Origin of the sequence: Streptomyces sp. NPDC015144 (assembly GCF_043079735.1) — a bacterium.
Lineage (GTDB): Bacteria > Actinomycetota > Actinomycetes > Streptomycetales > Streptomycetaceae > Streptomyces.
This window is the reverse complement of sequence record NZ_JBIBUU010000001.1, coordinates 357,651-375,628: the sequence shown is the minus strand read 5'-3', so window position 1 is coordinate 375,628 and position 17,978 is coordinate 357,651. Positions and strand designations below refer to the sequence as shown.

Here is a 17,978-nt window from a genome sequence, read left to right as displayed (position 1 = left end):
GGGGCGCCCGTCCCGCCGGACGGGGCCCCCGCTCCCGGGCCCGTCCGGCACTCCCGCGCCACCTTCCCACGAAAGGCCCCACCCCCCATGGCCAAGATCCGTACCGGCGAGATCACCACCCACGTACAGCGGTTACCGGCCACCGCCGTGCCCGCCCACGGCGGTGAGCCCCAGGTCGTCGTCCTCGTCCACGGGCTGCTCACCGACAGCCTCGCCAGCTACTACTTCACGCTCGGCCCCGCCTTCGCCGCCGCCGGGCACGACGTCGTCATGTACGACCTGCGCGGGCACGGGCGCAGCGACCGGCCGCCCACCGGCTACCGGCTGGAGGCGTTCGTCGACGATCTGGCGGCGCTGCTGGACGGGCTGGACGTCACCGGCCGGGTGCACCTGGTCGGCAACTCCTTCGGCGGGACGATCGCCGCCGGTTTCGCCGCCTGGTACCCGGACCGGGTCGCCACCATCACCATGATCGAGTCCGAACCGCCGGTCGCCCTGTGGAACGAGCACATGCGGGCGGGGCTCGCGGACGCCAAGGAGCACCTGGTCCTGGAGGAGTCGATCAGCTGGATCGCCGCCCACCACGGCGCGCACACCGCCCGGCTCTCCCGCAACGCGGGCCGCATCCTGCGGGCGACGACGCTCGCCGAGGACGTGCCGCTGAGCCGGACCATCGACGACGACCTGTCCGCGCTGGCCTGCCCGCTGCTCGCCGTCTTCGGCGACGAGTCGGGGCTCAGCGCCCAGGTCCCGGACCTGGAGGAGCGGGTGGCCGGCTGCCGCACGGTGGTCCTGCCGGAGCAGGGCCACTCGGTCCTGGTCGAACAGCCCGCCGTCACCCGTGACCTGATCCTGGGGTGGATCGCCGAGCACACCCCGGCGGGGGTCGCGCGGTGACACGGTTCCTGCTGGTCGTACCGCCGCTCGTCGGCCACACCAACCCGCTGGTCGGGGTGGCCGAGGAGCTGGCCGGGCGCGGCCACACCGTCGCCTGGTGCGGGAACGCCGAGCAGCTCGGGCGGCTCGTGGGCGGGGACGCGCGGATCTACGACTGCCCGATGCCGGTCGACGGGCGGATGGTCCGGCCGCCGGGGCTGACCGGTCCGGCGGCGTTCCGGTTCCTGTGGGAGAACTTCTTCGTCCCGCTGGCCGAGGGCATGGCCCCGGGCGTGGAGGCCGCCGTCGACGACTTCGCGCCCGATGCCGTCCTCACCGACCAGCACACGCTGGCCGGTGCGCTCGTCGCGGAGCGGCGCGGCATCGTGTACGTCAGCACGGCCAGCACCTCGGCCGAACTGGTCGATCCGCTCGCCGCGTTCCCGAAGATCGGTGCGTGGCTGGAGGAGTTGCTGGCCGGGTTGCGGAGCCGCATCGGGGACCCCGCCGCCGAGGGCGACCCGCGGTTCTCCCCGTACGGAGTGGTGGCCTTCACCGGGCGCGAGCTGATCGGTGACGCGCCGCTGCCGCACGACCGGGTGCGGCTGGTCGGCCCGGTCATCGCGGAGCGCCCCGGTGACGGCGACTTCCCGTGGGAGGAGCTGGACGGGGACCGCGCGCTGGTGCTGGTCTCGCTGGGCACCGCCAACACCGACGCGGGGGGCCGTTTCCTGCGGGAGGCGGTCACCGCCCTGGACGGGCTGCGCGACCGGGTCCAGGGCGTGGTCACCGACCCGGGCGGCCTGCTGGAGGAGGTGCCCGACGGCATTCTGGTCCGCGGCCACGTGCCCCAACTCGACCTGCTGGCACGGGCGTCGGCGGTGGTGTCGCACGGTGGGCACAACACCGTCTGCGAGTCGCTGTGGCACGGGCTGCCGCTGGTCCTGGCGCCGATCCGGGACGACCAGCCGATCGTCACCGGGCAGGTCGTCGCGGCGGGCGCCGGGATCCGGGTCCGGTTCGGGCGGGTCGACGCGGCCCGGTTGCGGACGGCGCTGGAGACCGTGCTCGACGACACCGGCGGCCACCGCACCGCCGCCCGGGCCATCGGCCGCTCGCTGCGGGCGGCGGGCGGCCGGCGGGCCGCCGCGGATCTGGTGGAGAGCGCCGTGGCCGGCCGGTCCTGAGGCACGTCCGTTCCACAGGGGCGGGGGCGCCCGGCCGCCCGGCCGGACACCCCCGCCCCGCTCCTCATCCGTTCTCCCGAATTCCCGCCACGGCAGGCGTTTCGAATTCCACCCGCCAGGAGGGCCGGTATTTCAATTCCCGTTCCCGCGGCCACTGAATTTCGCATGCCCTTTTCATGGTCTCACCGCGCCGGAAATCAGCGGAGTCCGGTTCAGCCGGTAATACCGTTGAGCAGTGCGAGATATCCGTCGCGGTGCCCGGCGGTGTTCGGGTGGTAGGACTCGTCCAGCTTGCTCCACTCCAGGCTCGTGACCCATTCGGGGCCCTTGGAGCAGATGGTGTGCGGGTCGAACGAGGACCGCGGGTCGAGATAGGTGAACCCGGCGGCGGAGGCGGCCGCCGACTCCACGCCGGCCAGCGTGTCGGCCGCCGAGTTGAGCGCCGTGCGCTCCTTGTCGCTCAGCCCGAGGATGCCGCAGCTGCCACCGATGGTGTACAGGCGCGGGTAGCCCACGACGACGACCCGGGCCTGGGGGGCGCGGGCCCGGATCGCGGCGTACACCTGCTGGAGCCGGCCCGGAAGATAGCCGGTCGCGGCGGCCTTCGCGGCCTCGACGCCCGCGACGCAGTCCTTGTCGTCGATGGTGAGGATGCAGTTCTTCAGCACGTCGACGAAGCCCACGTCGTTGCCGCCGACCTGGACCGTCACCAGGGTGGTGTCCGCCGTCACCTGGGGCACCTGGTTGGCCAGCAGCTCCGTGGTGGTGTCGCCGGAGCAGGATGCCTCGACGAAGGCGTAGCCGGTGTGCTGGGCCGCCCACAGCCTGCTGTACGCCAGCGGTCCCCGGCGGCAGGCGTCGCCGGAGTTGTCGTACGTACGGGTACCGACGCCCACCGCGTAGGAGTCGCCGAGCGCCACGTACTTTCCGCCCGCCGCATGTGCCGGGGCAGCTGATATCGCACCGACCAATAAGGCGGAAACCATACCGAGAACGATCTTCATGGATCGCATGGGACCCTCTCCGATTGAGGAAATTACCGACCCCCATGAAATACCATCGGTGAATGCGTCGGGAACACCCATTCATCGGAAAAATCAAAAACTCCCGATGACGTCCGTCCGAACGGATGCCTTCTGTTCCCGGCGCCGCACGGCGCGTCCGGGGGGTGTCCGGCCGACCGGTGGCCGCGGCGCCTATGCTGCGCTCAACACGGACACGTCAAGGGGGGCTGGACGGATGACGGCTGGTTCGCTCGATTCGCTGCCGGAGTGGGGCTCGGCCCTCGATTCGGTCGTGGTGTACGCGCGGGGCGCCCTCTGCCGCCGCCTGGCCCGGGGCAGTGTGCCGCCGGACGGCCGGATACGGGTGACGGGCCTGCCCCGCTCGCTGGACCCCGGCTCGCTGCGGGTCCGGGTCCTGGGGGACTCCGGGGCGCGGGTCACCGGGGCCCGGGTGGAGGTCGGGGCCGAGCCGTCCGGCGCCGAGGTGCCCGAGGGACCCCGGCGCGAGGTCGAGCGGCTGACCGAGGAGTACGCCGCGGCTCGCGGGCGCCGGGACCGGCAACTGGGCCTGATCGAGGAGGTGTCCGCGCTCCGGCCCGTCCCGCCCGCCCGCAGGCGCGAGGACCCGCACCGCCGCACCGCCGCCGATGCCTGGCTGGCCCTCGCCGACTTCGTCGACGGGCGGCTGACGGGGCTGCACGCCCGCCTGGTCGAGCTGGAGGAGGCGGTGCGCGAGGCGGAGCACCGGCTCACCGTCGCCGCGGACCGCCTCGAACGTGCCTCCACCGACGCGCCGTCGACCGGTGTGGACACCACGGTCCGCGCGGTCCTGACGCTCGACGGTGCCGGGGACGGCCCCACCGAGGTGGAGGTGGAGTACGGGGTGCCGGGCGCCGTCTGGGTGCCGACGTACCGGCTGGGCCTCCGTCAGGACGACGACGCCGGACGCCTGGTGCTCCGCGCCTCGGTCGCCCAGCGGACCGGCGAGGACTGGACGGGCGTGCGCATCGCCCTGGCCACCGCCGACCTCCGCCGACGTACCGATCTGCCGAGGCTCCGTTCGCTCCGGATCGGGCGCGGGCGGCCCGCCCCCGCGCCCTCCGGCTGGCGCGAACCCCCGGCCGGGCTGGCCGACCTGTTCTCCGGTTACGACGCGGCGGGGCCGGCCCCGGAACCGGCGGGCTTCCTCGCGGTGGCCGTCGGAGCCGGATCCGTACGGCCGTCCTCGCCGCCTCCGCCGCCCCCGCCGCCGACCGGGGCCCCGATGGCCGGCGGGTACGGCGCCGCCCCGGCCGCCGCCCGCTCCGCCGCCCCGGCCGCGCCCGGCGGGGCCGTACCGCCGCCCCCTCCCCCGGTGACGGGACCACCGCGCCCCGGCGACGCCGAACTCGACTACGCCGGGCTCGTCCTGTACGGCCCCGACGAACAGGGCGGACGCCGGGGCAGGCTCTTCCCCGGCGCCGCCTTCGACCCGGTGACGGCCGAACACCGCCGCCGCGCCGAGGCCGTGGCCGGGCTGCCGCTGCCCGGTCACGCGGTCAGGCCCCGTGAGTCGGCGGGCTCCTTCGACCACCGCTTCGACGCCGCCGCCCGCGCCGACATCCCGTCCGACGGCACCTGGCACACCGTCACCGTCGGGGAGATCCCGGTCGGCCTGCGGACCGAGTACCTCTGCGTGCCGTCCGTGGAGCAGACCGTGTACGCGACCCTGGTCCTGTCCAACGCCACCGACCAGGCGCTGCTGGCCGGCCCGGTGGAGGTCACCGCCGACGACGAGTTCCTGCTGACGGCCGCGCTGCCCACGCTCGCCCCGGGCGGGGTGCGCCGGATGGGGCTCGGCCCGGCGGAGGCCGTCCGCGTCACCCGCCGCACGCGGCTGGACGAGTCGACCTCCGGCCTGCGCGGCACGACCACGGTGCTCGACCACCACGTCCAGGTGGAACTGGCCAACCGGCTGGCCCGGCCGGTCACGGTGGAGGTGCGCGAGCGGGTGCCGGTCACCTCCGACCCGAACGTCCGGATCGAGGAACGGGGCGGCTGGACGGCCCCGGAGGACGGTGCCGGACCCGATCCGCACCCGCCGGGCACCCGCGTCTGGCGTGTGGACCTGCCCCCGGGCACCACCGCCGCCCTCGACGGCGGCTACGAGATCCGCATCCCGGCCGGCAAGGCCCTGGCCGGCGGCAACCGCAGGAGCTGAACACACCATGTCCACGCCCCCGAAGCCGATCGCCCTGCCCGTCACCGCCGTCACCTGCCTGGAGGACCGGGCCCAGGTGGAGCGGACCGCCGTACTGGACCTGACGGCCGGGGTCCAGCGGCTGCGCCTCGGTCCGGTCGGCGCGGCGGCCGTCGACCGGACCCTCCACGCCGAGCTGGTCTCCGGTCCCCCCGCGACCGTGCTCGACGCCCGGATCGTCCGCACCTGGACCCCGCGCGGGCCCCGGCCGCCCGCCGACGGCGACTCCGCCCTGCGCCACCGCCTCCACGCCCTGAAGACGGAGCAGCGCGAGCTGGAACAGCGGCGCGACCGGCTCCGTACCCGGCTCGACGTCCTCGGCCGTCTCGCCGCCGACCTGCTGCGGGAGATCGGCGAGGGTGCCGGTTCCGGGGAGAGCGAGCTCGCGCGCTGGACGCGGGAGCTCGACCGCGCCGACGAGGAGCGTGACACGTACGCCGAACAACTCCGCTCCTGCGAGGCCCGGTTGACGGCACTCTCCGCCGAACGCGCCGAGACCCGGCACGCGCTGGACCTCGCCGAGGAGGAACCGGCCGAGCTGGTCGGCCACATCGAGCTGACCGTGGCGGCGGAGGCGGCCGGTCCGGTCACCCTGCGGCTGAGCCACCTCACCCCGTGCGCCCTGTGGCGGCCCGCCTACCGCGCGGTGCTCGACGGGGACACGTTGACGCTGGAGACCGAAGCGGTGGTCTGGCAGCACACCGGCGAGGACTGGTCCGACGTACGGCTGACCCTGTCGACGGCCCGTTCGTCCCTGGCCGCCGAGCCGCCCCGGCTGGTCGAGGACCGGCTGGTCCTGACGGACCGACCCCCGCACGAGCGCCGCACGGTCGAGGTGGAGCTGCGCGAGGAGGAGATCGCGGACCTGGGCCCCGCCCCGGTGCTCGGCCTGCCCGGGGTCGACGACGGCGGCGAGACCCGCGTGCTGCGGGCCCCCGCACCGGTCTCGGTGCCGGGCGACGGCCGGGCCCACCGGGTGCCGGTCTCCGTGTTCAGCACGGACGCGCCCACCGAGTACGCCTGCGTCCCCGAGCTCTCACCGTTGGTGACCCGGGTGGTGCGGTTCGACAACCGGTCCGGCCACGCCCTGCTCGCCGGGCCCGTGGACCTGGTCCGGGACAGCGGCTTCGCCGGGCGCGGCACCCTGGAGTTCACCGCCCCCGGCGCCCCGGTGGAACTGGCCTTCGGCAGCTGCGACGACCACCGGGTGGTCCGCCGTACCGAGGAGTCCCGCGACACCACCGGCCTCACCCACCGCACCGTGGTCACCCGCACCGTCCGACTCGACCTGTCCCGGTTCTCGGCCCCCGGCGAGCGGGACGAACGCACCGTCGCCGTCCGCGAACGGATCCCGGTCGCGGAGGTCTCGGCGGTGGAGGTCCGGCTGCGCGAGGGCTCCTGCTCCCCTGCCCCGGACGAGGTCGACGCCGACGGCATCGTCCACTGGACCGTCCCCCTGCCGCCCGGCGGCCGACGCACCGTCACCCTGGTCTACGAACTGGTGGCGAGTGCCAAGGTCACCGGTCTGTGAGCCCGTTGGCGGGCCCGGCCGCCGGGCGGGTGCGGCGGGACCTGCCGGGTGACGGGGCAGGGCGATGACCGGCGGCACACCCCCCGGGCCGCCGCCGAGGACGGGGCGGGCCCGGCTCTTCGACGCGGCGCTGTGGGCGGCGCTGGCCGGTGCGGTGGTGTGGGACTTCCGGTCCGCGCTCGCCCCCTCGGCGGTCCGGGACCTGGTGGCGCCCCTTCTCGTCCTGGCGGTGGCCGTTCCGGCGAGCCGCCGGTGGCCGGCCACCGCCGTGGTCGCCGTGAACGGGCTGTGCGCGCTGGGCCTGGCCGACTCCTCGGACCCGGCCAACGCCGCCGCCCTGGGGCTCGGCGCGATGACGTGCCTGCTGGGCGCCCGGGTGCGGGAGGTGCGCGTCCCCCTGGTGGTGCTCGCCTCGTGCCTGGCCGTCGACCTCGCGGTGTGCGCGGTGCTCGGACAGGGCGCGATCTGGTGGTTCTACGCGGTCACCGTGCTGCCGGTCGTCCTGCTGGTGCCGTGGCTCGTCGGCCGCTACCAGCAGGCGCGGCGCGCCCTGGTGTCGGACGGGTGGCGGCTCGCACGGAACCTGGAGGAGCGGCAGCGGTTCGTCGCCGAGCAGGCCCGGCTGCGGGAGCGGACGCGTATCGCGGCCGACATGCACGACTCCCTCGGGCACGTACTGAGCCTGATCGCCCTGCGGGCGGGCGCCCTGGAACTGTCCCCGGACCTGACCGACCGGGACCGTGCCGATGCGGCGGAGCTGCGCGGCACGGTGTCGGAGGCCGTCGACCATCTGCGGGAGACGGTGACGGTGCTGCGCGACGGACCGGGCGCGGGCCCCGAGGACTCCTCCGTGGAATCGGTCGAGGAGCTCCTGGACCGGGCGCGGGCCTCCGGGGTCGCGGTGGAGCTGGTCCGGGAGGGTGACAGCCCGTCCCTCTCCCCGCTGGTCGGACACGCCGTGTACCGGGTGGTGCAGGAGTCCCTGACGAACGCGGCGAAGCACGCCCCCGGCAGTGCGGTACGTGTCCGGATCGCCCATGCGGACGGCCGTACCGAGGTCGCCGTGATCAACGCGGCTCCTCCGGCGGGCCCGCTGCCCGGACAGGTGCCGGGCAACCGGGGTCTGACCGGGCTGCGGGAACGGGTGGGCGCGCTCGGCGGGGTGCTGCGCGCCGGACCGTTCGAGGACGGGTTCCGGGTCACCGCCGTGATGCCGGACCGGGTGGGCGGTACGCCTCCGGACCGTGCCGTACCGGACGGCCACGACGACGGGGCGGAGTCGGCGCGCCGGATGCGGGACGCGCGGCGCGAGGTCAGGCTGCGGTTCGCGGTGGCGTTCGTCGCCCCGGCGGCCCTCGCCGCGACGGTCCTGCCGGCCGCCGGATACCTCGCCTACCAGTTGTCGACGTGCATACTGCGCCCGGTGGACTACGCCGCCGTCCGGATCGGCCAGGACCGGGCCGAGCTCGTCCGTCTCCTGCCGCCGCGCGGATACCGCTACCCGTCGGACGCGGCACGCGCGGTCCCCCGCCCGTACGGCAGCACCTGCGTGTTCTACCGGTCGAACGGCAGCCTTCTCGACCAGGCCGACCTGTACCGGTTGTGCTTCTCCGATGGCCGGCTGGTCGCCAAGGACGTCATACCGGGCGGCCCGCTATGACGTCCCGGGGACCGGGTCAGGCGTCCCGGTGCCGGAGCACGCAGGCACCGGCCACCTGGGCGGCGGCCGTCCACCCCAGCAGGACCAGGAGGCCCACCGGGGCCGGATAGGGGGCGTTGCCGTCACCGAGCATGAAGTACCCGCCCGCGGTCTGCGGCAGATAGTCGTTGACGGCCAGCAGCACCGGGCCGCCCAGCCCGACCAGCATCGCGGGGAGCGCGGTGATCAGGACGAAGAGGACGGCGACCGCACCCGCCGCGGCCCGCGCGGCGAACGAGACCCCCACCGCCAGCACCCCGATCAGGGCGCAGTAGACGCCCATGGCGAGGATCCGGGAGGCCACTTCGGACACCTCGAACTCGGCATGCCCCCGGAACGGGCCCCAGGCCACGGCAGTGCCCAGCGCGCCGAACACAATGCCCGCCACGAAGCCCACCACGGCGCTCAGCAGCGCCTTGGCCCCCTGCACCCGGTGTCTGACCGGCACCCACAGCAGCGAGTTCCGCACACTGCCGGTCGTGTACTCGCTGGTCACCACGGTCACCGCGAGGACCACCAGGACGAACTGGGTGAGGGCCACCGAGGAGACCGGGGCGTTGCCCACCGGCTGGACCGGCTTGTCGTTGATCCGGGCGATCGACCCGTAGTAGAAGGTGAAGACCGCCGTGACGACCAGACCGGCGACCAGGCAGACGTAGGGCGTGCGGAGGGACCACAGCTTGGTCCACTCCGCGGCGAACGCACCGGCGAACCCGCCGCCACCACGGCCCTGTTCGGGACGGCCGCGGTCCGGGCGGTCCCGGTCCGGGTGCTCCCGCCGTTCGCCGTCCGCGACGGCCGGTTCCGCGCTCATGCGTTTGCTCCCCGCTTCTCGCCGGGTCCGGCCTCGCCGGTCCCCGTGCTCCCCGTCCCGTACTCCACGCTCCGCGCGGTCAGTTCCATGTAGACCTGTTCCAACGAGGCCGAATCGGTGCGCAGTTCGTGCAGCCGGACGCCGAGCCGGTGGGCCAGGTCGCCGATCTCCCCGGCGGCGCGGCCCTTCACGACGAGCCCGCCGTCGGCCGTGGTCTCCACCTCCGCCCCGCCGTCCTCGCGCAGCCGGCCGGTCAGCAGGCGCAGTCCGTCCGGGTCGGGGACGCGGATCCGCACCGACGCCGGGGAGCCGCCGGCCAGCAGCTCGGCCATCGGGGTGTCGGCCAGGAGCCTGCCCCGGCCGATGATCACCAACTGGTCGGCGGTGAGCTGCATCTCGCTCATCAGGTGGCTGGAGAGGAAGACCGTCCGGCCCTCCGCCGCCAGGGACCGCACCAGCTCGCGCACCCAGCGGACGCCGTCCGGGTCGAGTCCGTTGACCGGCTCGTCGAGGACGAGCACCCCCGGGTCGCCGAGCAGGGCGCCCGCCATCCCCAGCCGCTGGTACATGCCGAGGGAGAACGCCCCGGCCCGGCGGTGCGCCACCCCGGCCAGACCGACGGTCTCCAGCACCTCGTCGACCCGGCGCGGCGGGATACCGTTGCTGCGGGCCTGCGCCACCAGGTGGGCGCGGGCGGAGCGGCCCGGGTGCAGCGCCTTGGCGTCCAGCAGCGCGCCGACCTCGCGGACCGGGTGCGGGAAGGAGGAGTACGGCTTCCCGCCGATGCGCGCCTCGCCCCCGGACGGGCGGTCCAGGCCGAGGATCATGCGCATGGTGGTCGACTTCCCGGCGCCGTTGGGCCCCAGGAATCCGGTCACCCGGCCCCCTTCGACGTCCAGGGTCAGACCGTCCACGGCGACGGTTCCGCCGTAACGTTTGGTCAGGCCTCGCAGGCTTATCACTGGTTGTCCCTTCGACTCGCTCGTACTCCCGTCACGCTAGGGAGCGACCGGGTCCGGCACATCGGTCGTTCGCCGGGAGCACCCCCTGCTTTCGTCGGGGGTGGCGTCGGGTACCGGCCCGGAGGGCGCGTCCACCCCGTAGGGTCGTCCTGTGCGGGAGACACGGGAGAACGAGGAGGCCGGGGAGGCGCGACCGCTGCGGATCCTGCTCGCCGACGACGAGGCGATGATCCGTTCCGGGGTGCGCGCGATCCTGGCCCGGCATCCGGGCATGGAGGTGGTCGCGGAGGCCGCCGACGGCCGGGCGGCCGTGGAGCTGGCCCGCCTGCACCGGCCCGACGTGACCCTGCTGGACATCCAGATGCCCCGGCTGGACGGCCTGGACGCGGCGGCGCGGATGTACCGCGACCGCCCCGGTGCGGCGGTGATCATGCTGACCACGTTCGGCGAGGAGGCGTTCATCGTCCGCGCGCTCCACGACGGGGCCAGCGGGTTCCTGCTGAAGGCCGACGACCCCCGCGAGCTGCTCAACGGGGTACGGGCGGTGGCCGCCGGGGGCGCCTACCTCTCGCCGAGGGTGGCGGCGCGGGTGATCAACGCGCTGCGTACCGGCCGGTCGGCGCACGGAACGCCGTCGCGGCAGGCCGTGGAGCACCTCACCAAGCGGGAGCGGGACGTACTGGCCCTCCTCGGGGCCGGACTGTCCAACGCCGAGATCGGGGCGGAACTGTTCCTGGTGGAGAGCACGGTCAAGGCGCACGTGAGCGCGATCCTCGCCAAGCTCGGGGTACGCAACCGGGTCGAGGCCGCCATCACCGCCCACGAGGCGGGCGTGGTCCGCCGCGTCCGGGCTCCGCTCTCCTGCCCGACGCCCCGGACCGGCGGCCAGGGCCCCGCGGCCGTCGCACGATCGACCGGACGGGGCTCCCCCGCGTGACCGGGTCCGGGCGCCCGGACCCGGCCCGCAGGCGCTCGGCGTGCAACTCGGCGTCCCCGAACGGGGTGGACGCGCGTCAGTGCCCCGGTTCCCCGTCGGCGGCACGGACGTCGGACAGGGACCGCTTCTGGCGGCCCTCCGCGTCGAAGTTGTCGGGCGAGAGCCACTGCCGCAGCGCCGTGCCGACGCGCGGCCACTCGGCATCGATGACGGAGTACCAGGCGGTGTCGCGGCTGCGGCCCTTGTAGACCACGGCCTGACGGAAGATCCCTTCGAAGGTGAAGCCCAGCCGCAGGGCCGCCCCGCGCGAGGGCGCGTTGAGGCTGTCGCACTTCCACTCGTAGCGGCGGTGGCCGAGGTCCTCGAAGACGTAGGACATCAGCAGGAACTGGGCCTCGGTGGACACCGGGGTCCGCTTCAGAAGGGGAGAGAAGGTGACGCTGCCGACCTCGACGACGCCGTTGGACGGATCCTGGCGCATCAGGGCCAGGGTGCCCACGGCCCTGCCGGTGCCCAGGTCCACGACCACGTAGGTCAGGGGGTCGTCCGCCCGCGCCGCCTCCTCCAGGTGGGCGCGGTGGTCGGCCGGTCCGTCGAAGGGGCCGACCGTCATGTACGTCCAGTCGCTGCCGTCCTCCGCGAGGGCGAAAGCCGCGTACAGGTCGTCGGCATGGCGGTCCACGTCCAGGGGCTCCACCCGGCAGAAGCGGCCCTCAAGGGTGACCCGGCCGGGCGCGGGAACGCCCGTCCAGCCGGGCAGAGAGGGCCCGACGGGCTGGCCGTATTCGTTGGGACGTGCGGACATGCTGATCTCCTCGCGTGGTCCGGCTCTTCCGGGCCAGGCATCGCGCGGCCCCCGACGGGGTCCACAGTAAGGTCATTCCGCGGGGCCAGGACGGGGGGTACGCACCGCGAGGGCGCGAGGACATCGCGTCGCCGCGCCGTCGCGTCGCCGTCCGCCGGAGCGAGGGCGGATCAGGCGGAGGCCATGCGCAGCACCAGCGCGGCGACCGCGAGCAGGGTGAGCACGACCACCGGCGCCACGGCGTAGTCCTTCACGCGCAGGTGGGCGATGACGGCTCCGGCGAAGTAGAGAACCAGCCCCACGGCCGCGGCGATGCCGAGCGGTGCGACCACCAGGCCCGCGAGCAGGCCGAGCGCGCCCGCCGCCTTCGCCGTGGCGAGCCGGGGAAGCCAGGAATCCGGCACGCCCACCTTCGCCATGCTGCCCACGACCTGGGGGTTGCGGGTGAACGTGAGGAAGGCGGAACCGGCGGAGGCGAGCGCGAGCAGCGCGGCGACGACGACATAACCGATGAACACGATGGAACAACTCCAATGATCAATGACGAGCAATCGTTGAACGGTATCAACGATTTGCCGCGATCCACAATGGAGTCACTGTTACGGTGGCGCCATGGCAGCTGCGCGACCGGACGACCGACTCGGCTTTCTCCTCTCCTTCCGCGGAGAGCTCACCGGCGTACGCATCCGCGCCGCCCTGGGCGTCGTGGGGCTGCCCCCGCGCCAGGCGATGACCCTGATGCAGCTGGCCCCCGGCGCCACCAGTCAGCGCGAACTGGCGGCCGCGATGGAGATCGATCCGAGTCAACTGGTCGCCATACTCAACGAGTTGGAGTCGTCGGGGCTGTGCGAGCGCCGACGGGACCCCGCCGATCGGCGGCGTCACATCGTCGAGATCACCCCGGCGGGCCAGGGGGTCCTGGAGCGCATGGACGAGGCGGTGCGCGAGGCCGAGCGCGAGATCTTCGGTGATCTCACCGAAGCCGAGCAGGCCCTGCTGCGGGAACTGCTCGACCGTGTCGTGGTGGACCCCGCCGCCCACGAGTGCGGCGAGTGAAAAGCCGCACCGGCCCGGCCGAGGGTCTCGGCCGGGCCGGTGCTGGTGCCCGCGGTCGGTATCGGTGCCGGTTTCGGCGAAGTACGCGACGGACCTACCCCGCCGCCCGGGTCAGCCCGCCTTCGGCGGGTTCTCCGTGTCGAAGGCGAAGATCGTGTTCTGGGCCGCGGTGACGACCACGACCCGCCCCACGACGGTCACGCGCGGGGTCGCGCCCAGCTCGCCCGTCAGACCGTCCGCCTGCGGGTCCGTCGTCCACAGGGTGGTCCCGTCCTTCGGCGACAGTGCGACCACCCGGCCGGTGGCCGAGCTGAAGTACAGCGCGCCGGTGCCCCCGGCGGGGCCGGAGGCGCCCTCCACGCCGGTCTGCCGTACCCACTTCGTCCGGCCGGTCATGGGGTCGAGCGCCGTGATGCGACCGGTCCGGCCGCTGACGTAGAGGGTGCCGTCAACCATGCCCGGCGTCCCCGCGTACGGCTCGGCCAGCCGGGAGTACGCGACCTTCCCCGAGTCCGGGTCGACCCGCACCACCCCGTCGTACCCGGACATGTCCGTCCCCTCCCGGTGTTCCTGGAGGAGTACGAGCCTGCCGTCCGCGACGCCCATCGGCACGGCGGGGCCGTCCACCGCGATGGCCCCGCCCAGCTTCCCCGAGGCGCGGTCGACCGGGTACAGCGTGGCGTGGCGGACCTCCACGGCGTTCGCCTCCTCCGCCGGGGCGCACATCGCGAGCAGCCGCGAGCCCACCGGGACGGGGGCGCACCACGAGTCCGCGGGGAACGGTGCGGTCCAGGCGATCTTGCCGCTGCGCGCGTCCCGGTACTCGAGGCGGGAGTTGGAGACGTCGACCGTCACGACGGAGGAACCGAGCACCAGGGCGTCCGTGGACCGGCCCATGACGGCCTGCGGCTGGGCGCCGGACGGCGTGGACCACAGCTCCCGTCCGTTCCGCGCGTCGACCGCCACCACCTCGATGGGCGAGCCCACCGCTTCGCCCTGCGCGGCGATGCGGTAGCCGAGCACCGTGTCGTCCGTGGCGCCCACCAGGTGTATGCCCTGGACGGGGACGCCGGGGCTCTTCACCGTCCACGCCCGTGAGCCGTCCACGGCGCTGACGCGGGTCGCGACCACGCCGCCGCCCCCGCAGAACACCGCGTCGCCGTGCGCGACGCAGCGCAGCTCGTCGGGGATGTCCTCGCGGGCGCCCAGCGCGACCGTGTGCCACGGCTTGAAACCGTCCGGGAGGGGTGCGACCGGGGCCGCGACCGTGTCCCCCTTGCCGCCGTCCTTCGTGCCGAGACCGGCCACCGTCAGCGCGGCGGCTCCCCCGCCGATCGCCGCCACCGCGACCGCGGCCGCCAGCACGGGGCGCCATCGGCGGTGCGGACGGCGACCGGTGGCGGTCCCCGCCTCGCCGGATCCGGCCGGGGCGGGGGCCGGTTCGGTCGGCGCCGGGGTGTCCCGCGTCGCGAGGTGGTGCTGGGTGCTCACGTCGCGGGTGTGGCCCGCGCCGGGCCCGTTCGCGCCGGTGTCGCCGGCGCCGCCGAGGTCGGCCGGCAGGTCCCGCAGCAGCACGAGGAGTTCGTCCGCCGAGGGACGCTTCTCGGGCTCCTTGTCCAGGCACAGCTCGACGACCGTGCGCAGGGCCGTCGGCACGGCGTCCAGCGACGGCTCCTCGTGCAGCACCTGGTAAGCCGTCATGTAAGGGCTGTCCGCGTCGAAGGGGCCGTGGCCCGTCGCCGAGTACACCAGCAGCGTGCCCAGCGAGAAGACGTCGGAGCGCGGTCCCACACCGCGCGGCGCCTGGAGCTGCTCCGGCGACATGAACGGCGGCGTGCCGATGATCCGCCCGGTCATCGTCAGCGTCTGCTGGTCGATGGCGCGCGAGATGCCGAAGTCGATGACCCTCGGGCCCTCGGGCGAGAGCACGACGTTCGAGGGCTTCAGGTCGCGGTGGACCACCCCCACCCGGTGGATGTCGCGCAGCGCCTCCGCCAGCCCGATGGCCAGCCGCCTGAGCTCCGCCCCGTCCAGCGGGCCGTCCGCGGCGATGCGCTGGGTGAGCGTCTGCCCCTCGATGAAGGCCGTCGCCATCCACGGCTGGTCGGCCTCGGGGTCGGCGTCGACCACGGCGGCGGTGAACGCGCCGCTCACCCGCCGTGCCGCCGCCACCTCCTGGCGGAAGCGGATCCGGAACTCGTCGTCCGCCGCGAACTGCTGGTGGATCACCTTGATCGCGACGGGCCGCCCCGAACTCGTACGGGCGAGAAAGACCGTACCCATACCGCCCGAGCCGAGCCGGGCCTCCAGCGGATAACCGCCGACCTCGACGGGATCACCTCCGCGCAGCGACACTCTTCCCGACCTCCCCGTTCCCCGTGCATCTCCGCCGCCACGGGCCCGCTCCATTTGTGCTGCCTACAAAGTAGCCGCAGGGAGGTGGGGCGGAGCAAAGCGGGTGGCGGACGGCCGAGCGGCTCCGGGCCGGATGCGGCGGGAACGGCCGCCGGGAGGAGCATCTCCCCGCGCCCCGTCCCGTCGCCACGCCCGATTGACGCTCCCGGAGGCCCGGGGGAATACTCTCTGCCCGGTCGGACCCGGGCGCGCGCAGCATCGGACGGGCGCGCCTCGGACCGGCGTGACAACACACACCGGACGAGCACCATGAGACGGACTGTCGGGCAGACATGGGGTGACGCTTGTGACCGAGTGGATTCTGGCATTCGACGCCGACTGCCCGTTCTGCGAAGAAGTGGTGAAACGGGTACGTGCGTCCGTCGACGACACGTTGACCACTGCGGGCCTCACCGAACCCCGGGTCCGCGAGCTGCGCGCACGGGCCATGGGCGCGAGGGCCGAGTGGGCCCCGACCCTGCTGGCGGTCGACGGCGACCGGGTCCGGGCCTGGACCGGAACCGCGCTCTCCGTCCGCCTGGCCCGGCTGCTGGGACCGGCGGACTCGCTGCGGGTGGTGCGCGCGCTCCGGGGTCTGGACGTGCTGCGGTCGCCGAGCCGTCGGGGGATCCTCAGGGCCGTACCGGGGCTCGCCCTGGGCGCGTTCCTGGTCACCGGCGGGCTGGCGGCCTCCCCCGCGCAGGCCATGAACCGGGTGAGGGGCAGCCGGGCATCGCGGTGGGTGAAGGCCAACGCCGGCCGGCTGCCTTCCGATTACGCCGAGTTCGTCTCGTACCCGGCGGACTACCGGCGCGCCGTCTACGGCTCGCTGCCCGCTCCGGCCCGGAGCGATCTGTGGGTGGCGCACTTCGCGGAGTACCGCAGGACGCACCCCGACCTGTCGGCCGGGCAGTCCGCCGTCCTGGACGACGCGGCACGGCTGGCACCGCGGATCATCGCGGGACACCGGCAGGAGGCCGCTCTCGAAGAGCTGGAGAGGGCGACCAGGGAAGCGTTCGGCGACGACGGGGCACGGGCGGTCCTCATGACACTGGGACCTGCCGAAACACGGGCCGCGGCGCCCGGGAACGGCCGGGACACCGTCCAGGTCCTCGACTGCAATTCCCAGTGCGCGGGAAGCGGAAGCTGCGACACGGTCTGCTACGACCAGCCGTACTGCAACTGGACCGACCACGGCTGCGGCCCGCTGTGGCTGGGCCCGTGCAGCGGCTTCTGCATCTGAGAACGCACCCTTCGGCCCTCCGTGACCACGGGCCGGGACGGCCGGTGGCCACCGGGCGGGAGCCGTCCGCGTAAGAAGGTGTCCCCCATCAGGGGTGCCCGCGGCCGTGTCCGGGACGGTGCGGGCGGGCGGGGCGGCAGACTCGTGGGTGCGCGTACGCGGCCACGGCCCCGCCCGGCGTCCGCCGCGTTACCCCGGACCGCGCGCACCGAGCCATCTCCCAGGAACGAGGTACGGCCATGACGGACGCGGCCCGGCAGCGCCCGCGCGTCGGCTGGATCGGCACCGGCCGCATGGGCTTCCAGCTCGCCGCCCGGCTGCTGGACGCGGGATACGACGTGGCGGTGCAGAACCGTACGCGGGCCAAGGCCGAACCGCTGGCCGACCGCGGGGCGGAGGTCGTCGACGTCCCGGCCGACCTGGCCGACCGGGACGTCGTCTTCACCACGGTCTCCGCCTCGCCCGATCTCCAGGCCGTCACCACGGGACCGAACGGCGTGCTGACCTCGTCGGCCGCCGCGCCGGGGGTACTGGTCGACAGTTCCACGGTCTCCACGCGGATGTCGGCACTGGTCCGGGACGAGGCCGCGCGGCGCGGGACGGAGTTCCTCGCCGCCCCGCTGAGCGGGAACCCGAAGGTGATCGCCGCGGGCGGGCTGACCATCGCGGTCTCCGGCCCGCAGGAGGTGTTCACCCGGGTCGAACCGCTGCTCTCCGCGCTGGGCCGCGGGGTGACCCATGTCGGCGAGGGCGAAGCCGCCCGCCTCGTCAAACTCGCGCACAACGTCTTTCTCGGTGTCGTCACCCAGTCGCTCGCCGAGATCACCGTTCTCGCGGAGAAGGGCGGCGTCAGCCGTGCCGCCTTCCTGGAGTTCCTCAACGACTCCGTGATGGGCTCGGCCTTCACCCGCTACAAATCGCCCGCACTGGTGCATCTGGACTTCACTCCGACGTTCACCATGCCGCTGCTGCGCAAGGACCTCGACCTGGGACTCTCCGCGGCCCGCGAGCTGGAGGTCCCGATGCCGCTCGCCGCCGCCACCGCCCAACTGGTCGCCGCCGCCATCGGAGCGGGGCACGCCGAGGAGGACTTCGCGGCCCTGATCGTGGAGCAGGCCAGAAGCTCGGGCCTCACGCTGGAGCCCCAGGACGTTCCCGTGGACGATGGGCTGTGACCGGTCGCCGCCCACTCCCGACGACCGCTCGACGAAGTTGCGCGGACGGGCCCCGG

The 17,978-nt window shown here is 74.2% G+C and carries 15 protein-coding genes; 9 read left to right on the top strand and 6 right to left on the bottom strand.

What is annotated here, in order from left to right:
- The first annotated feature begins 87 nt into the window (after nt 1-87).
- Both ACF08W_RS01635 and ACF08W_RS01630 read left to right on the top strand, forming a co-directional pair.
- The gene (locus ACF08W_RS01635; RefSeq protein WP_352274612.1) at nt 88-897 is read left to right on the top strand and encodes an alpha/beta fold hydrolase; all 810 of its coding nucleotides are present in this window, start codon (nt 88-90) and stop codon (nt 895-897) included.
- A complete protein-coding gene (locus ACF08W_RS01630; RefSeq protein WP_385209303.1) occupies nt 894-2,063 on the top strand; it encodes a glycosyltransferase in 1,170 nt (389 codons plus the stop codon). The genes ACF08W_RS01635 and ACF08W_RS01630 overlap by 4 nt, the downstream gene beginning before the upstream one ends.
- A gap of 212 nt (nt 2,064-2,275) precedes the next feature.
- Here ACF08W_RS01630 and ACF08W_RS01625 read toward each other — a convergent pair whose 3' ends face one another.
- Nucleotides 2,276-3,067: an SGNH/GDSL hydrolase family protein gene (locus ACF08W_RS01625; protein ID WP_352274614.1), complete on the bottom strand. Its 792-nt coding sequence runs from the start codon at nt 3,065-3,067 to the stop codon at nt 2,276-2,278.
- 235 nt (nt 3,068-3,302) lie between these two features.
- On the opposite strand from ACF08W_RS01625, the gene ACF08W_RS01620 reads away from it, so the two are divergent.
- The 3 genes from ACF08W_RS01620 to ACF08W_RS01610 all read left to right on the top strand — a co-directional run bounded on the left by ACF08W_RS01620 (nt 3,303) and on the right by ACF08W_RS01610 (nt 8,497).
- Entirely contained in the window at nt 3,303-5,267 is a 1,965-nt protein-coding gene (locus ACF08W_RS01620; protein WP_392278027.1) for a DUF4139 domain-containing protein, read from the top strand.
- Nucleotides 5,268-5,274: 7 nt separating this feature from the next.
- On the top strand, nt 5,275-6,837 hold the full coding sequence (locus ACF08W_RS01615; protein WP_392278026.1) for a mucoidy inhibitor MuiA family protein: 1,563 nt from the start codon (nt 5,275-5,277) through the stop codon (nt 6,835-6,837).
- 64 nt (nt 6,838-6,901) lie between these two features.
- Nucleotides 6,902-8,497: a sensor histidine kinase gene (locus ACF08W_RS01610; protein ID WP_385209294.1), complete on the top strand. Its 1,596-nt coding sequence runs from the start codon at nt 6,902-6,904 to the stop codon at nt 8,495-8,497.
- Between the two features lie 16 nt (nt 8,498-8,513).
- Here ACF08W_RS01610 and ACF08W_RS01605 read toward each other — a convergent pair whose 3' ends face one another.
- Both ACF08W_RS01605 and ACF08W_RS01600 read right to left on the bottom strand, forming a co-directional pair.
- Nucleotides 8,514-9,350 carry an ABC transporter permease gene (locus ACF08W_RS01605; protein ID WP_392278025.1) on the bottom strand — a complete coding sequence of 279 codons (837 nt, stop codon included), beginning with the start codon at nt 9,348-9,350 and terminating at the stop codon, nt 8,514-8,516.
- A complete protein-coding gene (locus ACF08W_RS01600; RefSeq protein WP_392278024.1) occupies nt 9,347-10,312 on the bottom strand; it encodes an ABC transporter ATP-binding protein in 966 nt (321 codons plus the stop codon). The genes ACF08W_RS01605 and ACF08W_RS01600 overlap by 4 nt, the downstream gene beginning before the upstream one ends.
- 151 nt (nt 10,313-10,463) lie before the next feature.
- Here ACF08W_RS01600 and ACF08W_RS01595 point away from each other — a divergent pair, with 151 nt between their 5' ends.
- A complete protein-coding gene (locus ACF08W_RS01595) occupies nt 10,464-11,249 on the top strand; it encodes a response regulator (protein WP_392278023.1) in 786 nt (261 codons plus the stop codon).
- 76 nt (nt 11,250-11,325) lie between these two features.
- Here the strand turns inward: ACF08W_RS01595 and ACF08W_RS01590 are convergent, their stop codons facing one another.
- On the bottom strand, nt 11,326-12,054 hold the full coding sequence (locus ACF08W_RS01590; protein WP_392278022.1) for a GNAT family N-acetyltransferase: 729 nt from the start codon (nt 12,052-12,054) through the stop codon (nt 11,326-11,328).
- 170 nt (nt 12,055-12,224) lie between these two features.
- Nucleotides 12,225-12,572: a DoxX family protein gene (locus ACF08W_RS01585; protein ID WP_385209281.1), complete on the bottom strand. Its 348-nt coding sequence runs from the start codon at nt 12,570-12,572 to the stop codon at nt 12,225-12,227.
- Nucleotides 12,573-12,666: 94 nt separating this feature from the next.
- On the opposite strand from ACF08W_RS01585, the gene ACF08W_RS01580 reads away from it, so the two are divergent.
- Nucleotides 12,667-13,110: a MarR family winged helix-turn-helix transcriptional regulator gene (locus ACF08W_RS01580; RefSeq protein WP_385209278.1), complete on the top strand. Its 444-nt coding sequence runs from the start codon at nt 12,667-12,669 to the stop codon at nt 13,108-13,110.
- Between the two features lie 111 nt (nt 13,111-13,221).
- On the opposite strand, the gene ACF08W_RS01575 is transcribed toward ACF08W_RS01580, so the two are convergent.
- Nucleotides 13,222-15,465, bottom strand: a complete 2,244-nt coding sequence (locus ACF08W_RS01575) for a PQQ-binding-like beta-propeller repeat protein (protein WP_392278021.1) — start codon at nt 15,463-15,465, stop codon at nt 13,222-13,224.
- 346 nt (nt 15,466-15,811) lie between these two features.
- Between ACF08W_RS01575 and ACF08W_RS01570 the strand changes: the two genes are divergently transcribed.
- Together ACF08W_RS01570 and ACF08W_RS01565 are read left to right on the top strand one after the other, a co-directional pair.
- On the top strand, nt 15,812-16,747 hold the full coding sequence (locus ACF08W_RS01570) for a bacteriocin fulvocin C-related protein (protein WP_392278020.1): 936 nt from the start codon (nt 15,812-15,814) through the stop codon (nt 16,745-16,747).
- Nucleotides 16,748-16,986: 239 nt separating this feature from the next.
- Nucleotides 16,987-17,922: an NAD(P)-dependent oxidoreductase gene (locus ACF08W_RS01565; protein ID WP_392278019.1), complete on the top strand. Its 936-nt coding sequence runs from the start codon at nt 16,987-16,989 to the stop codon at nt 17,920-17,922.
- Nucleotides 17,923-17,978 lie beyond the last annotated feature (56 nt).

Excerpts from the sequence above, each read along its gene's own strand:
- ACF08W_RS01635 (WP_352274612.1), top strand. The coding sequence starts at position 88 with ATGGCCAAGATCCGTACCGGCGAGATCACCACCCACGTACAGCGGTTA.
- ACF08W_RS01625 (WP_352274614.1), bottom strand. The coding sequence starts at position 3,067 with ATGAAGATCGTTCTCGGTATGGTTTCCGCCTTATTGGTCGGTGCGATA.
- ACF08W_RS01620 (WP_392278027.1), top strand. The coding sequence starts at position 3,303 with ATGACGGCTGGTTCGCTCGATTCGCTGCCGGAGTGGGGCTCGGCCCTC.
- ACF08W_RS01615 (WP_392278026.1), top strand. The coding sequence starts at position 5,275 with ATGTCCACGCCCCCGAAGCCGATCGCCCTGCCCGTCACCGCCGTCACC.
- ACF08W_RS01610 (WP_385209294.1), top strand. The coding sequence starts at position 6,902 with ATGACCGGCGGCACACCCCCCGGGCCGCCGCCGAGGACGGGGCGGGCC.
- ACF08W_RS01605 (WP_392278025.1), bottom strand. The coding sequence starts at position 9,350 with ATGAGCGCGGAACCGGCCGTCGCGGACGGCGAACGGCGGGAGCACCCG.
- ACF08W_RS01590 (WP_392278022.1), bottom strand. The coding sequence starts at position 12,054 with ATGTCCGCACGTCCCAACGAATACGGCCAGCCCGTCGGGCCCTCTCTG.
- ACF08W_RS01580 (WP_385209278.1), top strand. The coding sequence starts at position 12,667 with ATGGCAGCTGCGCGACCGGACGACCGACTCGGCTTTCTCCTCTCCTTC.
- ACF08W_RS01565 (WP_392278019.1), top strand. The coding sequence starts at position 16,987 with ATGACGGACGCGGCCCGGCAGCGCCCGCGCGTCGGCTGGATCGGCACC.